21 protein-coding genes and 1 riboswitch are annotated in these 17793 nt (G+C 64.5%); of the genes, 9 read left to right on the forward strand and 12 right to left on the reverse strand.

Annotation, left to right across the window (positions count from 1 at the left end; genetic code table 11):
* Positions 1 to 46 precede the first annotated feature (46 nt).
* From QQL28_RS16040 to QQL28_RS16070, 7 genes are all read right to left on the reverse strand, one after another.
* Complete coding sequence (locus tag QQL28_RS16040) at positions 47 to 1525, reverse strand: FAD-dependent monooxygenase (protein ID WP_284266941.1); 1479 nt, start codon at positions 1523 to 1525, stop codon at positions 47 to 49.
* Between the two features lie 227 nt (positions 1526 to 1752).
* Positions 1753 to 2523, reverse strand: a complete 771-nt coding sequence (locus QQL28_RS16045; protein WP_284266944.1) for a hypothetical protein — start codon at positions 2521 to 2523, stop codon at positions 1753 to 1755.
* Positions 2524 to 2608: 85 nt separating this feature from the next.
* Positions 2609 to 2914, reverse strand: coding sequence for an ATP-dependent Clp protease adapter ClpS (gene clpS, locus QQL28_RS16050; protein WP_284266946.1), 306 nt, complete (start codon positions 2912 to 2914; stop codon positions 2609 to 2611).
* Between the two features lie 34 nt (positions 2915 to 2948).
* On the reverse strand, positions 2949 to 3290 hold the full coding sequence (locus QQL28_RS16055; protein WP_284266948.1) for a DUF190 domain-containing protein: 342 nt from the start codon (positions 3288 to 3290) through the stop codon (positions 2949 to 2951).
* Between the two features lie 2 nt (positions 3291 to 3292).
* Entirely contained in the window at positions 3293 to 3721 is a 429-nt protein-coding gene (gene crcB / locus QQL28_RS16060) for a fluoride efflux transporter CrcB (protein ID WP_284266950.1), read from the reverse strand.
* 5 nt (positions 3722 to 3726) lie between these two features.
* Positions 3727 to 4116 (reverse strand): fluoride efflux transporter CrcB, encoded by a 390-nt coding sequence (crcB, locus tag QQL28_RS16065; protein WP_284266952.1) that lies wholly within the window; start codon positions 4114 to 4116, stop codon positions 3727 to 3729.
* A gap of 25 nt (positions 4117 to 4141) precedes the next feature.
* Positions 4142 to 5404 (reverse strand): MFS transporter, encoded by a 1263-nt coding sequence (locus QQL28_RS16070; RefSeq protein ID WP_431309610.1) that lies wholly within the window; start codon positions 5402 to 5404, stop codon positions 4142 to 4144.
* 36 nt (positions 5405 to 5440) lie between these two features.
* Positions 5441 to 5517, reverse strand: a riboswitch (Fluoride riboswitch).
* Between the two features lie 303 nt (positions 5518 to 5820).
* Here QQL28_RS16070 and QQL28_RS16075 point away from each other — a divergent pair.
* Positions 5821 to 6663, forward strand: coding sequence for a DUF1194 domain-containing protein (locus QQL28_RS16075; protein ID WP_284266954.1), 843 nt, complete (start codon positions 5821 to 5823; stop codon positions 6661 to 6663).
* A gap of 22 nt (positions 6664 to 6685) precedes the next feature.
* Here the strand turns inward: QQL28_RS16075 and QQL28_RS16080 are convergent, their stop codons facing one another.
* The gene (locus QQL28_RS16080) at positions 6686 to 7465 is read right to left on the reverse strand and encodes an enoyl-CoA hydratase/isomerase family protein (RefSeq protein WP_284266957.1); all 780 of its coding nucleotides are present in this window, start codon (positions 7463 to 7465) and stop codon (positions 6686 to 6688) included.
* A 13-nt stretch (positions 7466 to 7478) separates the two neighbouring features.
* Positions 7479 to 7679, reverse strand: coding sequence for a hypothetical protein (locus QQL28_RS16085; RefSeq protein WP_284266959.1), 201 nt, complete (start codon positions 7677 to 7679; stop codon positions 7479 to 7481).
* Between the two features lie 127 nt (positions 7680 to 7806).
* Between QQL28_RS16085 and QQL28_RS16090 the strand changes: the two genes are divergently transcribed.
* Entirely contained in the window at positions 7807 to 8190 is a 384-nt protein-coding gene (locus tag QQL28_RS16090) for a bleomycin resistance protein (protein WP_284266961.1), read from the forward strand.
* A gap of 164 nt (positions 8191 to 8354) precedes the next feature.
* Positions 8355 to 9032, forward strand: coding sequence for a DUF2278 family protein (locus tag QQL28_RS16095; protein ID WP_284266963.1), 678 nt, complete (start codon positions 8355 to 8357; stop codon positions 9030 to 9032).
* A gap of 74 nt (positions 9033 to 9106) precedes the next feature.
* Here the strand turns inward: QQL28_RS16095 and QQL28_RS16100 are convergent, their stop codons facing one another.
* On the reverse strand, positions 9107 to 9955 hold the full coding sequence (locus tag QQL28_RS16100) for a nucleotidyltransferase domain-containing protein (RefSeq protein WP_284266965.1): 849 nt from the start codon (positions 9953 to 9955) through the stop codon (positions 9107 to 9109).
* Positions 9956 to 10108: 153 nt separating this feature from the next.
* Here QQL28_RS16100 and QQL28_RS16105 point away from each other — a divergent pair, with 153 nt between their 5' ends.
* A complete protein-coding gene (locus tag QQL28_RS16105) occupies positions 10109 to 10558 on the forward strand; it encodes a GNAT family N-acetyltransferase (RefSeq protein WP_284266967.1) in 450 nt (149 codons plus the stop codon).
* Between the two features lie 6 nt (positions 10559 to 10564).
* On the opposite strand, the gene QQL28_RS16110 is transcribed toward QQL28_RS16105, so the two are convergent.
* Both QQL28_RS16110 and QQL28_RS16115 read right to left on the reverse strand, forming a co-directional pair.
* The gene (locus tag QQL28_RS16110) at positions 10565 to 11620 is read right to left on the reverse strand and encodes a class I SAM-dependent methyltransferase (RefSeq protein WP_284266968.1); all 1056 of its coding nucleotides are present in this window, start codon (positions 11618 to 11620) and stop codon (positions 10565 to 10567) included.
* Between the two features lie 229 nt (positions 11621 to 11849).
* Positions 11850 to 12761 carry a GntR family transcriptional regulator gene (locus tag QQL28_RS16115; RefSeq protein WP_284266970.1) on the reverse strand — a complete coding sequence of 304 codons (912 nt, stop codon included), beginning with the start codon at positions 12759 to 12761 and terminating at the stop codon, positions 11850 to 11852.
* Positions 12762 to 12849: 88 nt separating this feature from the next.
* Between QQL28_RS16115 and QQL28_RS16120 the strand changes: the two genes are divergently transcribed.
* From QQL28_RS16120 to QQL28_RS16140, 5 genes are read left to right on the forward strand one after another with little or no spacing between them, the layout of a single operon-like run.
* A complete protein-coding gene (locus QQL28_RS16120) occupies positions 12850 to 13785 on the forward strand; it encodes a hydroxymethylglutaryl-CoA lyase (protein ID WP_284266972.1) in 936 nt (311 codons plus the stop codon).
* Complete coding sequence (locus QQL28_RS16125) at positions 13782 to 14996, forward strand: CaiB/BaiF CoA transferase family protein (protein ID WP_284266975.1); 1215 nt, start codon at positions 13782 to 13784, stop codon at positions 14994 to 14996. The genes QQL28_RS16120 and QQL28_RS16125 overlap by 4 nt, the downstream gene beginning before the upstream one ends.
* A gap of 38 nt (positions 14997 to 15034) precedes the next feature.
* Entirely contained in the window at positions 15035 to 16081 is a 1047-nt protein-coding gene (locus QQL28_RS16130; protein ID WP_284266977.1) for an ABC transporter substrate-binding protein, read from the forward strand.
* Positions 16078 to 16926: an ABC transporter ATP-binding protein gene (locus QQL28_RS16135; protein WP_284266979.1), complete on the forward strand. Its 849-nt coding sequence runs from the start codon at positions 16078 to 16080 to the stop codon at positions 16924 to 16926. Before QQL28_RS16130 ends, QQL28_RS16135 begins: the two co-directional genes overlap by 4 nt.
* Before the next feature lie 2 nt (positions 16927 to 16928).
* Positions 16929 to 17780, forward strand: a complete 852-nt coding sequence (locus QQL28_RS16140) for an ABC transporter permease (RefSeq protein WP_284266981.1) — start codon at positions 16929 to 16931, stop codon at positions 17778 to 17780.
* Positions 17781 to 17793 lie beyond the last annotated feature (13 nt).

Below are 17793 nucleotides of genomic sequence, written 5' to 3' on the forward strand. Positions count from 1 at the left end.
GACGATTGATCCCCAATCTCATCGCGCTTCAGGCTGGGATGGCGTGCTACGTCGCGGCGGGCGGCCCGAACCAGGTGGTAAGCGCGTCAGCGAGCCCTGACCGCGTCCGGTCGCCCACCCAGGCCACATATCCATCGGGCCGAACCAGCACGGCGTCGGGTGCCATGACCGCGCCAATCACCGGAAGCTCCCACGTCTCGGCGCATCTGGCATCGATCGCCTGAACGCGATCCTGCCACGGCGTGACGTCGAGGCCGCCGGACTCACCGAAGTTGAGGAGGACCGGCCGTGCATCGTGTAGGAGACTGAAGACTCGCAGCGAACCGTTCGCTGTGACGAGGTCGAGATCGGGCATGCGGCGTCCGAGCAGCGGATGTCCCGCGCCGAGATCGTAGTGAATATCGAGACCTGACATCATCGCGGCGACGCGCTTGCGCGGTTCGTCCATGCCCAAGAGTTCGGACACCGCCTCGCGCAAGGCCTCGATGCGGTCGTCGTAGCGAAGTAGCGCTGTCTGCGCCATCGTGTTCCGCAGCGCGCGCTGTGCGACCGGGTGGCGCTCGGAATGGTAGGTGTCGAGGAGAGTTGCCGGCGAAGTGCCGTTCACCACCTGCGCAAGCTTCCATCCCAGATTCACCGCATCCTGCACGCCGATCTGGAGGCCCTGTCCGCCCATCGGCGGATGCACATGTGCGGCGTCGCCAGCCAGCAGGACCCGTCCGTCACGGTAGGAGGCTGCCTGCCGCGTCATGTCGGTGAACCTGGAGATCGAGGTGGGGCTGTGGATCCCGTAGTCGGTCCCGTATATGGCAACGAGCGCCTCGCTGAGATCGCGCAGCGTGGGCTCGGCGGTGCGTCCGACGTGCCGTTCGGTCACCATGACGCGCACCGGGCCGTTCTCCACGCGAGAGAAGGAATGGATGCCCTTGTCATCGCGGCGAAGGCCCCACTGCGGCTCTTCGGCCGCTTCGATCTCGGCGAGCAGGCAACTGATCGTCGGATCCCAGCCGGGGAAGTCGATGCCAGCGGCTTTCCGGATCGTGCTGCGTCCGCCGTCGCACCCGACGAGATAGTCCGCCCACAGGGATTGGCCATCGACGAGCGCGACGTCGACGCCGGTCTCGTCCTGAGTGATGTCCGTCACTTCGCGTCCGCGGTAGATCGGCACCCCCAATTCATCGACCCAATCGGCGAGGATGCGCTCGATCAGGTTCTGCCGCAATGCGAGCCCGTAAGGGTGCCGGGTGGGAAAGTCGCTGATGTCCAGGCGGATCCAGGCAAAGCCCGCGACCTGCGCCACCTGGCCCTGTGCGAGGAACCGGTCGGCGAGTCCACGTTGATCAAGGACCTCGATGGTGCGTGCATGCAGACCGCCCGCGCGCGAGCCGGTGAGGTCCCGGCTCAATCGCCGTTCGATGATGGCGACGTCGACGCCCGCCAGTGCCAGTTCGCCCGCCAGCATCAGTCCCGTCGGACCTGCTCCGACGATCACCACCGCATGCCTGGTCGACAGCAATTCAGTCATTCGCAACTCCCGTAGGTTCTGGCTTGGGGCCGCCGGTTCTACGGGATGGTCGGGGTCTTGAAGCAAGCCCCTTGCGCGCCACATATTAAGCTGGGAGGAGAGTGTTGCCGTCCTCCGTCTGTCCGCGACTGAGCGAGTTATCTGTCCTCGACCGTTAGGTCTGGGTGTGGCGTTCGTCCGTCCCCTCCGGATAATCGCGCACGCGGTGCTTCAACTGGGCGCCGCAACTAGCTGCGGTCCCTACGAATATACGACCGCTTCAATCCGAGTGTCAGGATCGTCAGGGTGATCCATAGCCGCAGCATGGCGAAGCTGAAGATGAAGACGAAGTAGATCAGGTTCTTGGTGAACTGGCTCGCCGTTGAGGTCTGCCAGAAATTCCAGATCGCACTGCGAACCACCTCCTGCCCGTAGAAAAGTGCGATATTGACCACGCCGAGCACGATCACGGCGGCCCCGAGCCACAGCCCGCGCCGGGCGAGCTCGGCAATCGCGGCAAACAGCGCGATCTGGCCATCGTTGCGCTCGGCATGGACGATGATGAGCAGCACCAGTGCAGCGATCAATGCGCTCCAGAAGCGTCCGATATGGGTGAACTGGTCGAAAGCCATGCCGTCGAGGCCGGCCATCAGATGTCGCGACAATCCTGCATAGCCGATTGCTTCGGTGCCGAGGGACACGGCAATCATCAGAAGCGTGATCCGCCAGAAGATCGCGAAGGACAGCTTGAACTGTTCGCCCATCGTCAGCTCGCCGAGGGAAGACTGACCGCCCGCGGCTTCGATCGAGCGCTGCGCGGTCGCAAAGAAGGCCAGCAGCACCGACAAGTCGGAAATGATCGTCGCCGGCAGCGCCGCAGGACCGCCGCCGAACGCGATCACCCGCATGGCGGCCGCCAGGATCAGCCAGGGCAGGGCATGCAGAAGTTTGAAGGGGCCGAACGAGGTCTCGGGGCGGGCGGGCCGGAGCTCGAGTTGCTTGCGCAGTGCGATTGTCATCGCGTGGTGGTGACACAGGAGATTGAACCTGCGGTAGCAACGATCGGTAAAATTGACGCAAAAGCGTGCGGCAGACTGGCGCGCTCTATTCCTCCGGCTCGGTGGTGAACAATAGCGGATAGCCCTTGGCGCGGCCGGCGTCGGTGGCGCGCGTCGCCTTGGTCTCGGCGACGTCCTTGGTGAAGACGGCGACGACGCAAGCGCCCAGCTTGTGCGCGGTGATCATGACCTTGTAGGCCTGATCCGCCGTCATGCGGAATTCGGCCTTCAGCACCAGGGTGACGAAGTCGCGCGGCGTGAAGTCGTCGTTGAGCAGGATGACCTTGTGCAGCCGCGGCCGCTCGACCTTGGTCTTCGTTCTGGTTTTCGGCTTGGTGACGGCGTCGTTCATTCCGCCTCCGAAAAACGCGAGGGGTTCCAGCCGCTTAAGACGCGGCCTTCTCACCATATTGCAGGACCTGCACCTTCTCCAAGGTGATCAGCCCGCTCGACATCATGCCATCCAGGATGGGCAGGAATGCGTTGATGTTGTCCTCGCTATCGACGATTTCGATCAGCAGCGGCAGGTCTTCCGACAGCCGCAGGATTTTCGAGGTGTGCAGCCGGCTCGATTTGCCAAAACCCATCGGCCCGCGCAGCACAGTGGCGCCGGCAAGGTGCCGTTCGCGCGCGCTGATCACGATCGCTTCATAGAGCGGCTTGCCGTCGAAATGGTCGTTCTCGCCGATGAAGATGCGGAGCAGCACTGCTTGACGGGGAATTTGCATGATCAGCTCCTTTTCAAGCGGTTGTAGCGGCTTGCCATCATATGACCGAGCCACACCGATACCAGCCAGCAGATGAGGGAGGCGGCGATATAGGCCAGCGCGGTGTATTTCATGCCGCCATGGAACAGGCGGAAGGTCTCCAGGCTAAAAGTCGAGAAGGTGGTGTAGCCGCCGCAAAAGCCGGTCATGACGAACTGCCGGTGCTCGGGCCGCGCCAGCACGCGGCCGTCGGGGCCGGTCAGCGTCGCATAGAAGCCGATGACGAGGGATCCTGTGGCGTTGATGAACAGCGTCGCGAAGGGAAAGCCCGGCCCGGTTTCGAGCAAGAGCCCAACGAAATAACGCGCGAGCCCGCCAAGGATGCTGCCGAACGACACCCACGTATAGAGGATCGCGCTGCGCCAGCGGGCATTGGAGGTGAGGGTGGTCATCGCCTCTAGCCTCCGAGCCTGTCCGCGAGGAGAAAGCCGCACGTCACGGCGGTGAGGCACAGGCCGACCGAGAAGACGATGTTGCCGAGCGCATGAAGCTGCTCGCCGTTGCGCGCGAGGGTCAAGGTCTGCAGGCTGAACGAGGACACGGTGGTGTAGCAGCCGAGGAAGCCGGTCACCGCGAACAGCCATGGTGTCGGGGCGGCGAAGATCGAGCCCGGATGCGTCGCCAGGGCACCGAAAATGCCGATCAGGAAGGCACCGGTGACATTGATGGTCATGGTGCCCCAGGGAAACGTCTCGCCGAAGCGCCGCGCGATCGCGCCGGAGAGGAAATAGCGCGCACAGCCGCCGAGCACGCTGCCGATTGCGATTGCCAGAACACCGCTCACCACGTCGAATGATCCCCCACTTGTCCAATCATTGCCCCACCGGTTTCGCAAAGCTCTTGCCGATTGCAAGCAGTCCCGCAAGCGAGATCAGCGCAAAGCTTAAGCCGGCGAGGAAGGTGGCGGCCGGTCCATAGGCGTCCCACAGCGCGCCTGCGAGGATGCTGGCCGCGAGCGTCGCAAGCCCCGTGAACAGATTGAAGTAGCCGAATGCGGTGCCGCGCAAGCTCGGCGGCGCGGTATCGGCAACGAGCGCCGCGAACAGCCCTTGCGTCAGTCCCATATGCAGGCCCCACAGCACGACGCCGAGCGCGAGGCCCGCAAGGCTCGGCAGCGTCGCAAGTGCGAGATCCGCACCGGCGAGAAAGACGAGGCCGAGCACCAGCAACCCGGTGCGGTTGATGCGGTCGGACAAGGCGCCGGCCGGATAGGCCGAGAGCGCGTAGACGACGTTCATCAGCACCAGCACTGCCGGCACCCACATCGCGTTCAGCCCGATATTCTGCGCCCGCAGGATCAGAAAGGCCTCGCTGAATCGTGCCAGCGTGAAGACGATGCCGACCGCCACGACGCGCCAATAGGCGGTGCCAAGCTGCCGCATCGCGGCGGTGTTGAGCGGATTTCGCGACGGCACGCGGGTCCCGTCGGGTTCGGGCTCGCTGACGGCGAACGCGATCAGGGCAAAGGAGAGGAACGCCGGCAGCACCGCGGCCCAGAACACGGCCGTGAAATTGTCTGCCGTCCACCACATCAGGCCGATCGCCGCGAGCGGCCCGACGAAGGCGCCGATCGTATCGAGCGACTGGCGCAGGCCAAAACTCGCACCGCGCAATTGAGCCGGCGCGATGTCGGCGATCAGCGCATCGCGCGGTGCGCCGCGGATGCCCTTGCCGACGCGGTCGATGAAGCGCGCCGCGATCAGCCATCCGGCGCTGGGCGCGAGCGGAAAGAGCGGCTTGGTGCACGCGGCGAGCCCGTAGCCGAGCGCCGCGAGCAGCTTGCGCCGGCCGAGCCAGTCCGACAGGGCGCCCGAGAAGATCTTTGTAATCGAGGCGGTCGCCTCTGCGATGCCCTCGATGATGCCGACCGTCACGGTGGAGGTGCCGAGCACCGTGACCAGATAGACCGGCAGCAGCGCGTGGATCATCTCGGAGGAGACGTCCATCAGCATCGAGACGAAGCCGAGCACCCAGACACCCCTGGGGACCGCGGTCACGGATGGATTTGGCGCCGTCGTCACGTCTTGCCCTTCGCATTCAGGCAACAAAAAACCCGCCACCGGCGGGTTGTCCATGCTCCCGCCGAAGGCGAGGCTTTCCAAAATGCCTCACCTCAAGCAGGAGTCATCAGCCCATACAATGTGACATCGCCGGGCGGTTATCGGGGGACTCCATCCCCATCTGTATGACAAGCCTAGCATGGAAATCGCGCCGCACAATAGGGCGCGGAAAGCGACGTGTCATTCCGGGGCTCGCGAAGCGAGAACCCCAATGCGCAATTGCGCATTGGGAATCTCGAGATTCCGGGTTCGGCGTCGCGAGCCCCGGAATGACGCGTGCTTAGGGCGCGAAGCGGCGCGACCGTGGCGGAGCTGCGGCGGCTTTGCGCAAGAGCGTGCAGCCCTAACTCGAATGTGAAGCGAGGTCGATCTTCGCGCTTTGCGGAAATGCATTTGCATGTCACCATCGCGACATACGACGGGAGGGCGCGATGCGCTTGCTGATCTCGATCGGGGCTGTGCTGGTGGCCGGCGTGCTTGCCGGAGGTGACGTCGCGAGCATCGCGGCACCGGGGACCAGGTATCAGCAGCAGGCGGCGGACAAGGACGCGCAGACCGTCGATGTCGAGCTGATCCTCGCGGTCGACGTCTCCTACTCCATGGACATGGACGAGCTTGCGATCCAGCGCGAAGGCTACGCCCAGGCGATCCAATCCAAGGAATTCCTCCAGGCGCTGAAGGCGGGGCCCAACGGCCGGATCGCGGTGACCTATTTCGAATGGGCTGCGTCCAGCGACCAGAAGATCATCATCCCCTGGCGGCTGATCGACGGGCCCGAGACGGCGGATGCAGTCGCCGCCGAAATACTGAAGACGCCGATCCGGCGCGCCTCGCGCACCTCGATCTCCGGCGCGATCAATTTCGCGATGCCGCTCTTCGACGAAGATCCGTATAAGGGCCTGCGCCGCGTCATCGACATCTCCGGCGACGGTCCCAACAACAATGGCGGCCCGGTGACCGTGTCGCGCGATATGGCGCTGGAGAAGGGGATCGTCATCAACGGCCTGCCGATCATGGTCAAGGAGCCGTCTTATTCGACCATGGATATCGACAATCTCGACTATTATTACGAGGACTGCGTGGTCGGCGGCCCCGGCTCCTTCGTGATCGCGATCAAGGACCGCGACAAGTTCAAGGAGGCGATCCGCACCAAGCTCCTGATGGAGGTCGCCGGCCGCACGCCCGAGCGCAAGGTCGTGCACGTCGCCGACAAGGAGCCGCGCGTGAGCTGCCTGATCGGGGAGAAGATCTGGCAGGACCGCTGGGGCAGGTAGGCGAGAACCGGTCCGGTTCTCCTCACCATTTCGGCGGACGCTTCTCCACGAAGGCTCGCAGACCTTCCTGAGCCTCGTCAGACGTCGCAACGTTGCAGAAATCCTCGACCGCGTTCGCAATGCTGCGCCGGTAGTCGAGGTCGATCTGGCGCATGAAGGCAGCGCGGCCCATCCGCAGCACGGTCGCGGATTTGGCGGTGAACTGCTGGCAAAGCCTGTCCACCTCCGCTTCCAGCTCGGCATCGGCGACCACCCGGTTCACGACACCGAGCTCGTGCGCCTCAGCCGCGCTGAAGACGCGGCCGGTGAATAGCAGCTCGAAGGCACGGTGGCGTCCGACGATCCGCGGCAGATGCGCATAGTGGATCGCGGGGATGACGCCGACGTCGATCTCGGGATAGCCGAACGTCGCGCTCTCGGATGCCAGCACGACGTCGCAGGACACCGCCATGGTCATGCCGCCGCCACGCGCCGCGCCGCCGACGGCCGCGATCGACGGCTTTCCGAGATCGTACTGGGCGTCATAGAGGTCGATATAGAGCGCCTGGAGAAATTCGCGCACGCTTGCCGCCGGCTTGCCCAGGAGGATGTCGAGATCGAGCCCGGCCGAGAAGCGCTTGGCGACCGCGCTTGCCAGCACGACGACGCGTGCGTTGGGGTCAGCGGCGGCGCGGCGGAAGCCGGCGACCACGGCGCGGATCAGTTCCAGGCTCAGCGCATTGACGGGCGGCCGCCGCAGCGTGAGACGGGCGACGTTGCCGGTGAGCTCGTAGCTGACGATATCGTCTGGTTTGTCCGTCATCTGGTCCTGTGCGCTATTTGGCGAGCGGCGGCAACGGCGGGGTGCTGTCGTTCGGCGCCTCGGCCTGCATGGTGATCAGCGTCATCGAAACGAGGTCGTAGTAGCCGATGATGCCATCCTCCCTCGTGGCGGGACTGCCGCTGCGCGGCAAGCTTACGTTGCGGCGAGGGCCGAGCAAGAACGCTTGCGCCGGGTCAGGTTGCAGGACCGGCATGTCTGGGCGCCACGCGTAGCGCGCATGTCCGACCTGGCTCGATCGTTCACGCGAACGGACACGGGGCGCGAAATGGATGATAAGGTCGCCCCGCGGGCCGGTCGCCCGTCCACGTCAGGAGCATACGATGACCGACAATGGCGCGATGATGGTCGGTGCTGCCACCGTATTCGCGGTCGCCGACATGGCGAGGAGCGTGGCCTATTATCGCGACATGCTCGGCTTCGACGTCACGTTCCAATATGGTGAGCCGACTTTCTATACCTGCCTCTGCCGCGACGACGTCGCGCTGCATCTGAACGCGTCGACCAACACCAAGAGACTGCCCGGCCATGGCGGCCTCTGCGTATTCGTGCGCGACGTCGACGGCGTCTATGCCGAGTTCGTGGGACGCGGCGTGCGACCCGTCAGCCAGCCGCAGAACTACGATTACGGCATGCGCGACTTCGACGTCCTCGATCCCGACGGCAACCAGTTGACGTTCGGCATGGGTACCGACAAGGCGCGTTGAAACCGTTCGTGGCGATTCCAAAAATATCGCTCAATCTGTGGTTTAAATCACTATCGGCGCCACCGAAGGGGTGTTTGCTGTCGCGCACCGTCCCGATGCGGGATGGCCGTGCTGATGCCACAGGTTCTGAGACTGTTTGAATCCGAGCACAAGGGAGTGTCGCCATGACTGATCGCAGAAAGCCGCCCGGCGCAGTCCGTCATTATGGTGTCCTGGTCGGCTCGGTGGTGGACGGGTTGCAGCGCGCGGACGGCTCGTCGCCGCACTACGAGATTCACATCAAAGGCGGTGGGGACTACCGGATTGCCGTCAACGTCCAGTCTGTCGACGACAGCGAGGTGCTGGCCTATTTCGACGGCGACTTCGCAAGATCGGGAACTCTGGACCTCAAGCCGTATCTGCATGGCGGGCGCGGCTTCCGGCGGCTCGAGACCGGCCCGTCTGGCTCGGGCGGGCTCGACTATCTCCGCGACAAGCTGTTCCCGGTCGATGCGATGCAGCCGATTCCGGCGACCGGCCACGGCGTGTCGCTGAAAAACCTGCTCAACGCCAACGTCAAGCGGGCGAAGGCGGACCACAGCGCCGTCGTGGTAGCCTTCGGCGAATATTTCGAGGACCACGGCCAGACCGACAAGTATTTCCACTTTCGGCCCGAGCGAGGGATTCACGACATCCACATGATGCAGGGCAATCGCGGGCAGTTCGCAAGCGACAATCGGACCCATGGCGACGGCGCACTGTTCCTCTGCTTCGGCAATGGGGCGGAAATCTCCGCGCTGTTCGTGCGCTTTCAGACGCAGTCGCTTCACACCGATGACCGTACCGGTGCGCCGCTCGATTAGTGCATGATGCGCAGAAGCATGAATCGGCTCTTCTGAAGAGAGTTCGCGCGGCACGAGTTCGTCCGCGTTCCTGGTCAACGTGATTCGAGTGCCGTCAGCGACCGTTCCATCGTGCGCAGATTTGCGAGCGCCGTTCCGAACGCGTGGTTTCCGATGCGCCGCCAGATCGCCGAGGTCTGCTCCATTAGGTCCGGAATCGTCAGCCGAAACTCCGCGGCCTGCTGCAACGCCGCCTTTTCGTTGATGAGATATTCCCCGTTCAGCGCGAACAGCACTTGCGCGACGCAGGTGAGCGCGCGGTAGGCGCAGCCGGCGACATGGATCTGATCCTCGCGCAGCGCGGCAAGCTCGGCATTCTCGATGCTGAACAGGATCTCCCAGCGGAAGCGCCGGATCAGCGCCTCGCGCAGCGGCTTTGGATAGGGCAGTGCGATCGACTTCAGCTCCGCGATCACCGCGCGCTCGTCGCGCAGCGCCTGACAACAGGCGATCTCGCCCATCCAGATTGCCGAACAGAACCCGTGCGGATGTCCGGGCTGATAGTTCATGCTGACCTGTCCCGCCCGGCATGCCTCGATCGTACGGCGGACCGCATCGATGTTCCGGTAGAGCAGGTCGACCTTCTGCCCCTCGATCGTCAGCCAGGCGCCGCCGACGATCCACGGCCCCCATTCGCCGATCGATGTAACAGCCGTTGCCTCGGGATCGTCGGCGAGCCGCCGCGCGACCCGTTGCAGACCATCCGTGTCGAGCATTCCGTTGTCCGAGAAATACAGCCCGATGTCGTAGTCGGAGTTTTCGTGCGACGTCCCCCGCGCTCGCGAGCCGCCGAGCACGATGGCCTCGACGCCTGCGACGTCGCCAAGCGCCGATACCACCCGCTCGATGAGCGGATCTTGCTGGATGTCGGTCTGCGCTGCCATCGGGTGAAGCCCCGCACGGTGCTGTGTGCTTCCGGCTGCGGGTATGGTCCTCTTGCGGAGGATGGTCAACTCCCGGGCGGGTGACTGAGTTTGCATTGCCAAGGGGGCTGCCAGCAGGCAAGACTGGCGTGTCGTCCTGACCGGGTGAAATCGATGGCGAACGCCAGACTTGCCGAAACGTCGGATCTTGCAGGATTGCTCGAACTCTTTCGCGTCTCCGACGTCAGCTCACCTGCGGAGCCGGAAAGAGCCGCGGAGATCTGGCGGCAGACCCTGTCGCGCGACGACCTCGCGGTGTTCGTATCGCACGCCGACGTCCGGATCGCCGCCAGCTGCATGCTCATCACTGCGCCCAATCTGCTGCGTGGCGGCCGACGGCACGGCTTTCTCGAGAATGTCGTGACACACCCAGAGTTTCAGGGGCGTGGACACGGGCGTGCGGTCGTTGCCGCTGCGCTGGAGGCTGCCTGGGCCAAGGATTGCCACCACGTGCTCATGCAGAGCGGCCGCAAGGACGCACGCGTGCACCGCTTCTACGAGCGCTGCGGTTTCGTGCCGGGCCTGCGCGTCGGTTATGTGGCGCGCAGGCCTGGCCCGGCATGATCGACGTCAGATCCGTGCCTCCAGGATCAGGTTGAACGGCGTTTCGGCGGCGCGACGGAAGCGCGTCAAGCCGCCCTCGCGCGCGACCTTGCGCAGCCTTGCCTCGCCAGCCTGGGCACCGAGCGCGAGACCGACTTCCTGATCGAGCGAAGCGGGCGTGCAGATCATGGTCGATGCCGCGTAATAGACGCGCCCCACCGGGTTGAGGTTGTCTTCGAGGCGGTCATTGGCGAACGGCTCGACCAGCATGCAGGTGCCGTCTTTCGCCATGGATTCGCGCACGTGGCTGATGGCGCCGACGGGGTCGCCCATGTCGTGCAGGCAGTCGAAGAAGCAGACGAGATCATATCCTTCGGCCGGATAGGTCTTGGCCGAGTGAACGGCGAAGCTGACGCGATCGCCGAGTTTCGCTTCGGCGGCCGATCGGCGCGCGGCCTCGATCGACCCCTCGTGGTAATCGAAGCCGTAGAAGCGGGAGTTCGGGAAGGCTTCCGCCATCAGCCGTGTCGAGACGCCGTGCCCGCAGCCGACATCGGCGACCTTGGCGCCGCGCTTGAGCTTTTCCACCACGCCCTCGAGCGCCGGCAACCACTCCTGCACCAGGTGATGCTTGTAGCCGGTGCGGAAGAAGCGGGCGGTGCCGCAGAACAGACACTCGCTGCGCCGGTTCCAGCCGACACCCTTGCCGGTCTTGAAGGCGTCCGTAATCTTTGGCTCGTCGAGGAACGTTGCCGCGACGACATTGCCGAACGCGCCGAGGAACACCGGGCTGTCCTCGTCGGCAAGCGCCATCGCCTGCTCCGGCTGCATCGAGAACTTGCCCGTAGCGGAATCGTACTCGATGTAACCGGAGGCCGCCTGGCTCGCCAGCCACTCGCGGATGTAGCGCTCCTTCGTCCCGGTCGCGCTCGCGAGCTCGGCCGAGTTCATCGGACCCTTGGCGAGGGCGCGGTAGAGACCGAGTTTGTCGCCCAAGAGGACCAGCGATGCATTCATCGCCGCGCCGAGCTCGGTGACCATCTTACCCATAAAGGCATTCAACCTGTCGGAATTGACTTCCATCACAGTCTCCATGCAATGCGGGGGTATTTACTTGTACTAGCAGTTGCGCTTTGCGCGGACCGCGCGCGAGCATCGGCCGCGAGGAGAGGGACGCTCTCGAAGTCCGCGGGTTCTCTATGTGGGTCAATCCCGTGCGCGGCAGGTTCAATGCGTAGGCGCACACCTCTCCGCGAGCGCGACAGGAATCGCCTCTCGGAGAAGATTCAGCTGATCTCACCGCCCGCAGGTATCAAGACAAACCCGCCACCAGCGGGCGTTGCAGGTGCTTGGCCATCAGCTTCGCCGCCTCGGCATAGCGCCGCGCTTCCAGGACGTCGAGCAGACGCAAATGCTGACGCACGTGCCGTCGCATGCCGTCGCGGTCGGCGAAGCTGCGATAGGCGAACAGGCGCCTGATCGAGTTGACGCGCTTGAGCGCTTCAACGAAGAACGGATTGCCGGCCCCGCGGATGATCTCCTCATGGAACTCGCAGCCGGAGTGATAGATCTCGCCGATCGTCATCTTCTCGAGTTCGCCTTCAAGGACGCGCAGCTGGCGCTCACGCAAACGTGCGATCACCTCCTGCGGTAGCGTGAAATCGGGCTGCGCGATCGCTGCCGGCTCGATCACCGCGCGAAACGCCATCGCCTTGGCCTGTGCTTCGGGGCTGGAGACGGTCTCCGCAAAGCGCCAGCCATAGCCCGGCAGTCGCGCGATCCACCCCTCGGCCGCGATGCGGTCGAGCATCCGCTGCAGCTCGGCCCGGCTCAGATCATAGCGGCGCATCAGCTCCGCCTCGGCGATGTCAGCCGGCAGCCGGCTCGCGAGAACATCGCCAGCGATGGTCGCATAGACCTGCTCGCTGCGCCTGACCGCCGCGAGCGCCGGTTGGGCTGCACCGCTGGTCGGGTTCTTCGCCAGCACGAAGCCGCGATTCGGCTCGCCGCGCGCCAGCCCCGCCGCTTCAAGAGCCTTAAGGCCGAGCCGGATCGGCGCGCGTGAAAGGTCCAGCGCGTCCGCAAGCCTTTGTTCGATCAAGCGATCGCCGGCCTTCATCCCTTCGCGCCGGGCGAGCGCCATGATCAGGCCGGCGAGGTGCTCGGTACGCTCGGAACCGCCGCTCCTGGCGGCGCGCTGTCGGGAACTGTCGGACGTGGTCATTGCAGTGCACGCAAAGTTTAGGACTTGACAGACTGTCCCATGGATTGTTCTTTTGTGCAATAATATACAATCCAGCAGGGAGAGCCCGATGGCGCGCGCGCCGGATGTCCATATTTGCGAGGTCGCTCCCCGCGATGGCCTGCAGAATCTCGACATCTTCGTTCCCACTGACGCCAAATGCGCGCTGATCGACACGATCGCTGCCGCCGGCGTGCGCGAGATCGATGCCGGATCCTTCGTGCCGCCAAAGGTCGTGCCGCAATTCGCCGACGTCGATGCAGTGATGGCGCATGCACTCGTGCACAAGACGGCGACCATCGGCGCGCTGGTGCCGAACCCGAGGGGCGCCGAGCGCGCCATCGTCGCCGGCGTCAACGCCGTCTATTTCGTCATTTCGGCAAGCGAGACGCACAATCGCGCCAATGTGCGTCGCTCGGTCGAAGAGCAGCTCGACGGGTTTCGCGCCGTTCGTGCCGCGATCGACGCCCGGCCGGTGGACCAGCGGCCGCAACTGATGGGTGCGATCTCCACCTCCTTCGGCTGCTCCCTGGAAGGCGAGGTCAGCGAAGCGGCCGTGTGCCGGGTTGCGCGCGCCTTTGCCGAAGCTCGTGCCGACGAGATCGGGCTTGCCGACACCGTCGGCTACGCCACCCCGAAGCTGATCGGGCGGATCGTCGGAGCTGTCAGGCGCGAGGTCGGATCGCAGATGACGCTGCGGCTGCATCTGCACGACACGCTCGGCGCGGGCCTTGCCAATGCCGTCGCCGGCCTCGAGGCGGGGATCCGCCGTTTCGATGCAGCAGTGTCCGGGCTCGGCGGCTGCCCCTTTGCTCCGGGCGCACGCGGCAACATCGTCACCGAGGATCTCGTGTTCATGCTGGAGCGGATGGGGCTCTCCACTGGCATCGACCTCGATCGCCTGATGCAGACGCGGGAAATTCTCGCCCGCCATATCCAGGCCAAACATCTGACGGGGCATTTGCACGAGGCGGGTATTCCCAAGGTGCTGCGGAGGGCGGCATGACGGCGGCTATCCACGAGACCGTATCGGAGCTTCGTCCGCTGGCCGGCCTTCGTGTCATCGAGTTCAGCCAGATGGTGATGGGGCCGAGCTGCGGGCTGATCCTCGCCGATCTCGGCGCCGACGTGATCAAGGTCGAGCCGCCCAAGGGCGACCGCACCCGCTATTTCAAGGGTCCCGCCGCCGGCTTCTTCGCCACCTACAGCCGCAACAAGCGCAGTATCGCGCTGGACACGTCGACTGCGGAAGGCCAAGCGATCGCGCGTAAACTGATCGAAAATAGCGACGTCCTGATCGAGAATTTCCGGCCGGGCCTCTTGAAGCGCGTCGGCCTCGATTACGAGAGCGTTGCGGCCTTTGCGCCAGGCCTGATCTATTGCTCGCTCAAAGGATATCTTCCCGGCCCATACGAGAACCGCCTCGCGCTCGACGAGGTCGTGCAGATGATGGGCGGCCTTGCGTACATGACCGGCCTGCCGGACCGGCCGATGCGCGCCGGCGCTTCGGTCAATGACGTCATGGGCGGCATGTTCGGCGTGATCGCGATCCAGGCTGCGCTGGCCGAGCGGCAGCGCACCGGCCGAGGTCGCTACATCCAGAGCGCACTGTACGAGAACAACGTTTTCCTGATGGCGCAGGCCATGATGTGCGAGGTGGTCAGCGGCCAGCCCTCAATCCCTTATTCGATCAAGGACAGCCCCTGGCCGGTCTACGACCTCTTCGACACCAGGGACGGCTCAAAGCTGTTCGTCACCATCGTCGGTGAAGAGCAGTGGGAGGCGTTCTGCCGCGCCTTTGATCGCGAAGTCTGGCTTGCGGATCCGCGCTTCGCGACGAGCAACGACCGCGTCGACCATCGCGGCTGGCTCATCCCCGAAATCGCGAAGATCTTCAAGGAATGGAATAAGGCCGATCTCGCCGCGCGCCTTGAGCAGCTCGATCTGCCCTACGCGCCGGTGAACAAGCCCGGCGATCTCTTCGATGACCCGCATCTCAACCAGTCGGGCGGGCTGACCGACATTCACCTGCCTGATGGTGGCGAGGCAAAAACGCCGCTCTTGCCAATTTCCATGGACGGCCGCCGCCTGCCCAACCGCTACGATCCGCCGCAGATCGGCGAGCAAACGAGCGAGATCTTGCGCGAGATCGGCCTTTCCCCGAAAGAAATCGAAACGCTGCGGCAAGCAGGAACGATCAAGGTCCCGCCGTCCTGACTGATCGGCGCGATCAAAGAGAATACAGGGAGGAGCTCATGAGTATCACCAGGCGCCAGGCGCTGATCGCGGGCTCCGCATTGGCGGGCGCATCGCTGCTGCCGGGACGATTGCACGCGGAGGGCAAGCAGGTCTCGCTCGCCTTCGGACCGGTGTCGCCGGTCTACGCCATCGGCATGATCGCGGAGCTGAAGGGGTACTTCAAGGACGAAGGGCTCGATTCGAAGCTCGTGACCGGCAACGCCGGTACGTTCGGTCGCCAGACGCTGGCGGCAGGGCAGGCGCTGTTCGCGCATGGCGATGCCAGCCATCCGCTCCAACTCAGCGCGCGCGGCAAGCCCTGCAAGATCCTGCTCGCGACCGAGATGGTGTGCTCCTATGCCAACATCATGGTCCGGCAGGACCTCTACGAGAGCGGCATCAATTCGGTCGAGAAGCTCGCAGACTACAAGCGCGCGGACGGGGCCAAGCCGATCGTCGCGGCCACCGCGATCGGCTCGGGCACCTGGGTGTTCGGCACTTATGTGTTCGAGGCGCGCGGGCTCGGCGACAGGGTGAACTGGGTCGCCGGCGGCGGACCGAATACGATGTTCCCCTCGCTCCAGACCAAGCAGTTCGACGCCATCATGGCGCCGCCGAGCTGGATCGTCGAAGTCGAGAAGAAGGGTTTTGGCAGGACGATCTACGATACCTCCAAGCCCGGCGTATTCGAGAAGGATTTCGGCGGCACGCTGCCGGTTCTCGTGATCTACACGCTCCAGGACACGGTCGAGCAGGACAAGGCGCTGGTGCAGGCCTACGTCAACGCGATCTACCGCGCGTTGGCCTTCGTGAAGGCGACGCCGCTCGCCGACGTGCAGGCGCTGGTCACGCCGAAATATTTCTCCGGCATCGATCCGGATGCTGTCAGCGCCGAGCTCGGCTTCGACAAGTCGACCTGGGCCTATGACGGCGTTATCGACAAGCCGTCGTTCGAACGTGGCGCCAAGCCCTGGTACCGCAAGGGCACCGACATTCCCGAAACCAAGTACGAGAATGTCGTCGACATGAGCTTCCTTGAGGCAGCCAGGGCGAAATACAAATGATGGCCGCCCCCAACCCGGGCCTCGCGCGCGCGAGAGAGGACGATGACAGGGCCGCGGCTCGCACGCGCATCGCCGTGCAAGGGCTCGCCAAACGTTTCAACACGTCCGGCCGCGAGTTCGTGGCGGTCGATGACGTGTCCTTCGAGGTCAAGCAGGGCGAGTTCGTCGCGCTGCTCGGCCCATCCGGCTGCGGCAAGAGCACCATCCTCAACATGGTGGCAGGACTTTTGCCGCGCTCGGGCGGACGAATCCTGATCGACGAGGACACCATCGAGACCGGCACGGTCAACCCCAGGGTCGGCTATGTCTTCCAGCGCGACACGCTGTTTCCCTGGCGCACCGTGGAGCAGAACATCGGCTATGGGCTGGAGATCGCGGGGTTGCCGAAGGCCGAGCGCGCCCGGCGCGTCGCTTCGGCCGTGGAGAAGGCCGGGCTCACAGGTTTTGCGCAGAGCTTCCCGCGCATGCTGTCCGGCGGCATGCGCCAGCGCGTCGCCTTGATGCGCACGCTGATCCTGGAGCCCGAAATCCTGTTGATGGATGAACCGTTCGGCGCGCTCGACACCCATACCAAGCTCGAGATGCACAAGACGCTGTTGGAGATCTGGGAGCGCGAGCGGCAGACCGTGCTGTTCGTGACGCATGATCTCGGCGAGGCGCTGACGCTCGCAAGCCGTATCATCCTGCTCTCGGCGCGGCCCGGGCGGCTCAAGGAGGATTTCGACGTCGCCATCCCGCGGCCGCGCGATCCCGTGGCCGTGCGCGAGACCGCCGAATTCGGCCGCCTCTATTCCCACATCTGGCATTCCCTCGGCGAAGAATTCCGCCGCACCAGGGCTGACTGACCATGGCCAAAAGCCGCACCGTGATCCTGTTCTGGCAACTGGCCATTCTCGCAGCCGTGCTCGTCATCTGGCAGTGGGGCTTCGAATGGAGCAAGGCGTTGCTGCCGAGGGCTTACGTTCCAAAAATCCTCGATCCTTATTTCGTCGCCAAGCCGTCGCTGATCTGGCAGAGTTTTCTGCGGCTTGGCTGCTTCTCCGACACCGCCGGCTTCACCACGTGCATCAAGGGCAACGACAATAATTTGTGGCTCGCCACGCTGGTCACGTTGAAGAACACTTGGTGGGGATTCCTGTTCGGATCGGCGAGCGGAATCGCGGCCGGCCTGATCCTCGGCCGTTCCGATTTTCTGGCCCGCGTGTTCGGCCCCTACATCGTGGCGCTCAACTCGATCCCGCGCATCGCGCTGGTGCCACTCGTCATCCTGATCTTCGGCCTCGGCGATCTCTCCAAGATCGCGACCGCCTGGTTGGTCGTATTCTTCGTGGTGTTCTTCAACACCTTCGAGGGGACGCGCGCGGTCGATCGCGACCAGATCGCTGCCGCCCGTCTGCTCGGTGCCAGCGAATTCACGGTGCTGCGTACCGTCGTGATCCCGTCCGCGCTCGCCTGGGTGTTCGCCTCGCTGCTGCCGGCAGTCTCATTTGCGCTGATCGGCGTCATCGTCGGCGAGTTCATCGGCGCCGAGCGTGGGCTCGGCAAGCTCATCATCGAGGCCGAGGCACGCGCCAACGCCAGCGAGATGATGGTCGCCATCTTCGTCATGATGTTCGTCGGCATTTTGCTGGCGGTCGCCGTGCGCTCGCTGCAGTCCTACCTGCTGCGCTGGCAGCCGCAATTCGAGCCTTCGGCATAGGGGCTCGCGGCTT

The sequence above is a fragment of the Bradyrhizobium iriomotense genome (assembly GCF_030160715.1).
GTDB classification, from domain to species: Bacteria; Pseudomonadota; Alphaproteobacteria; order Rhizobiales; family Xanthobacteraceae; genus Bradyrhizobium; species Bradyrhizobium iriomotense.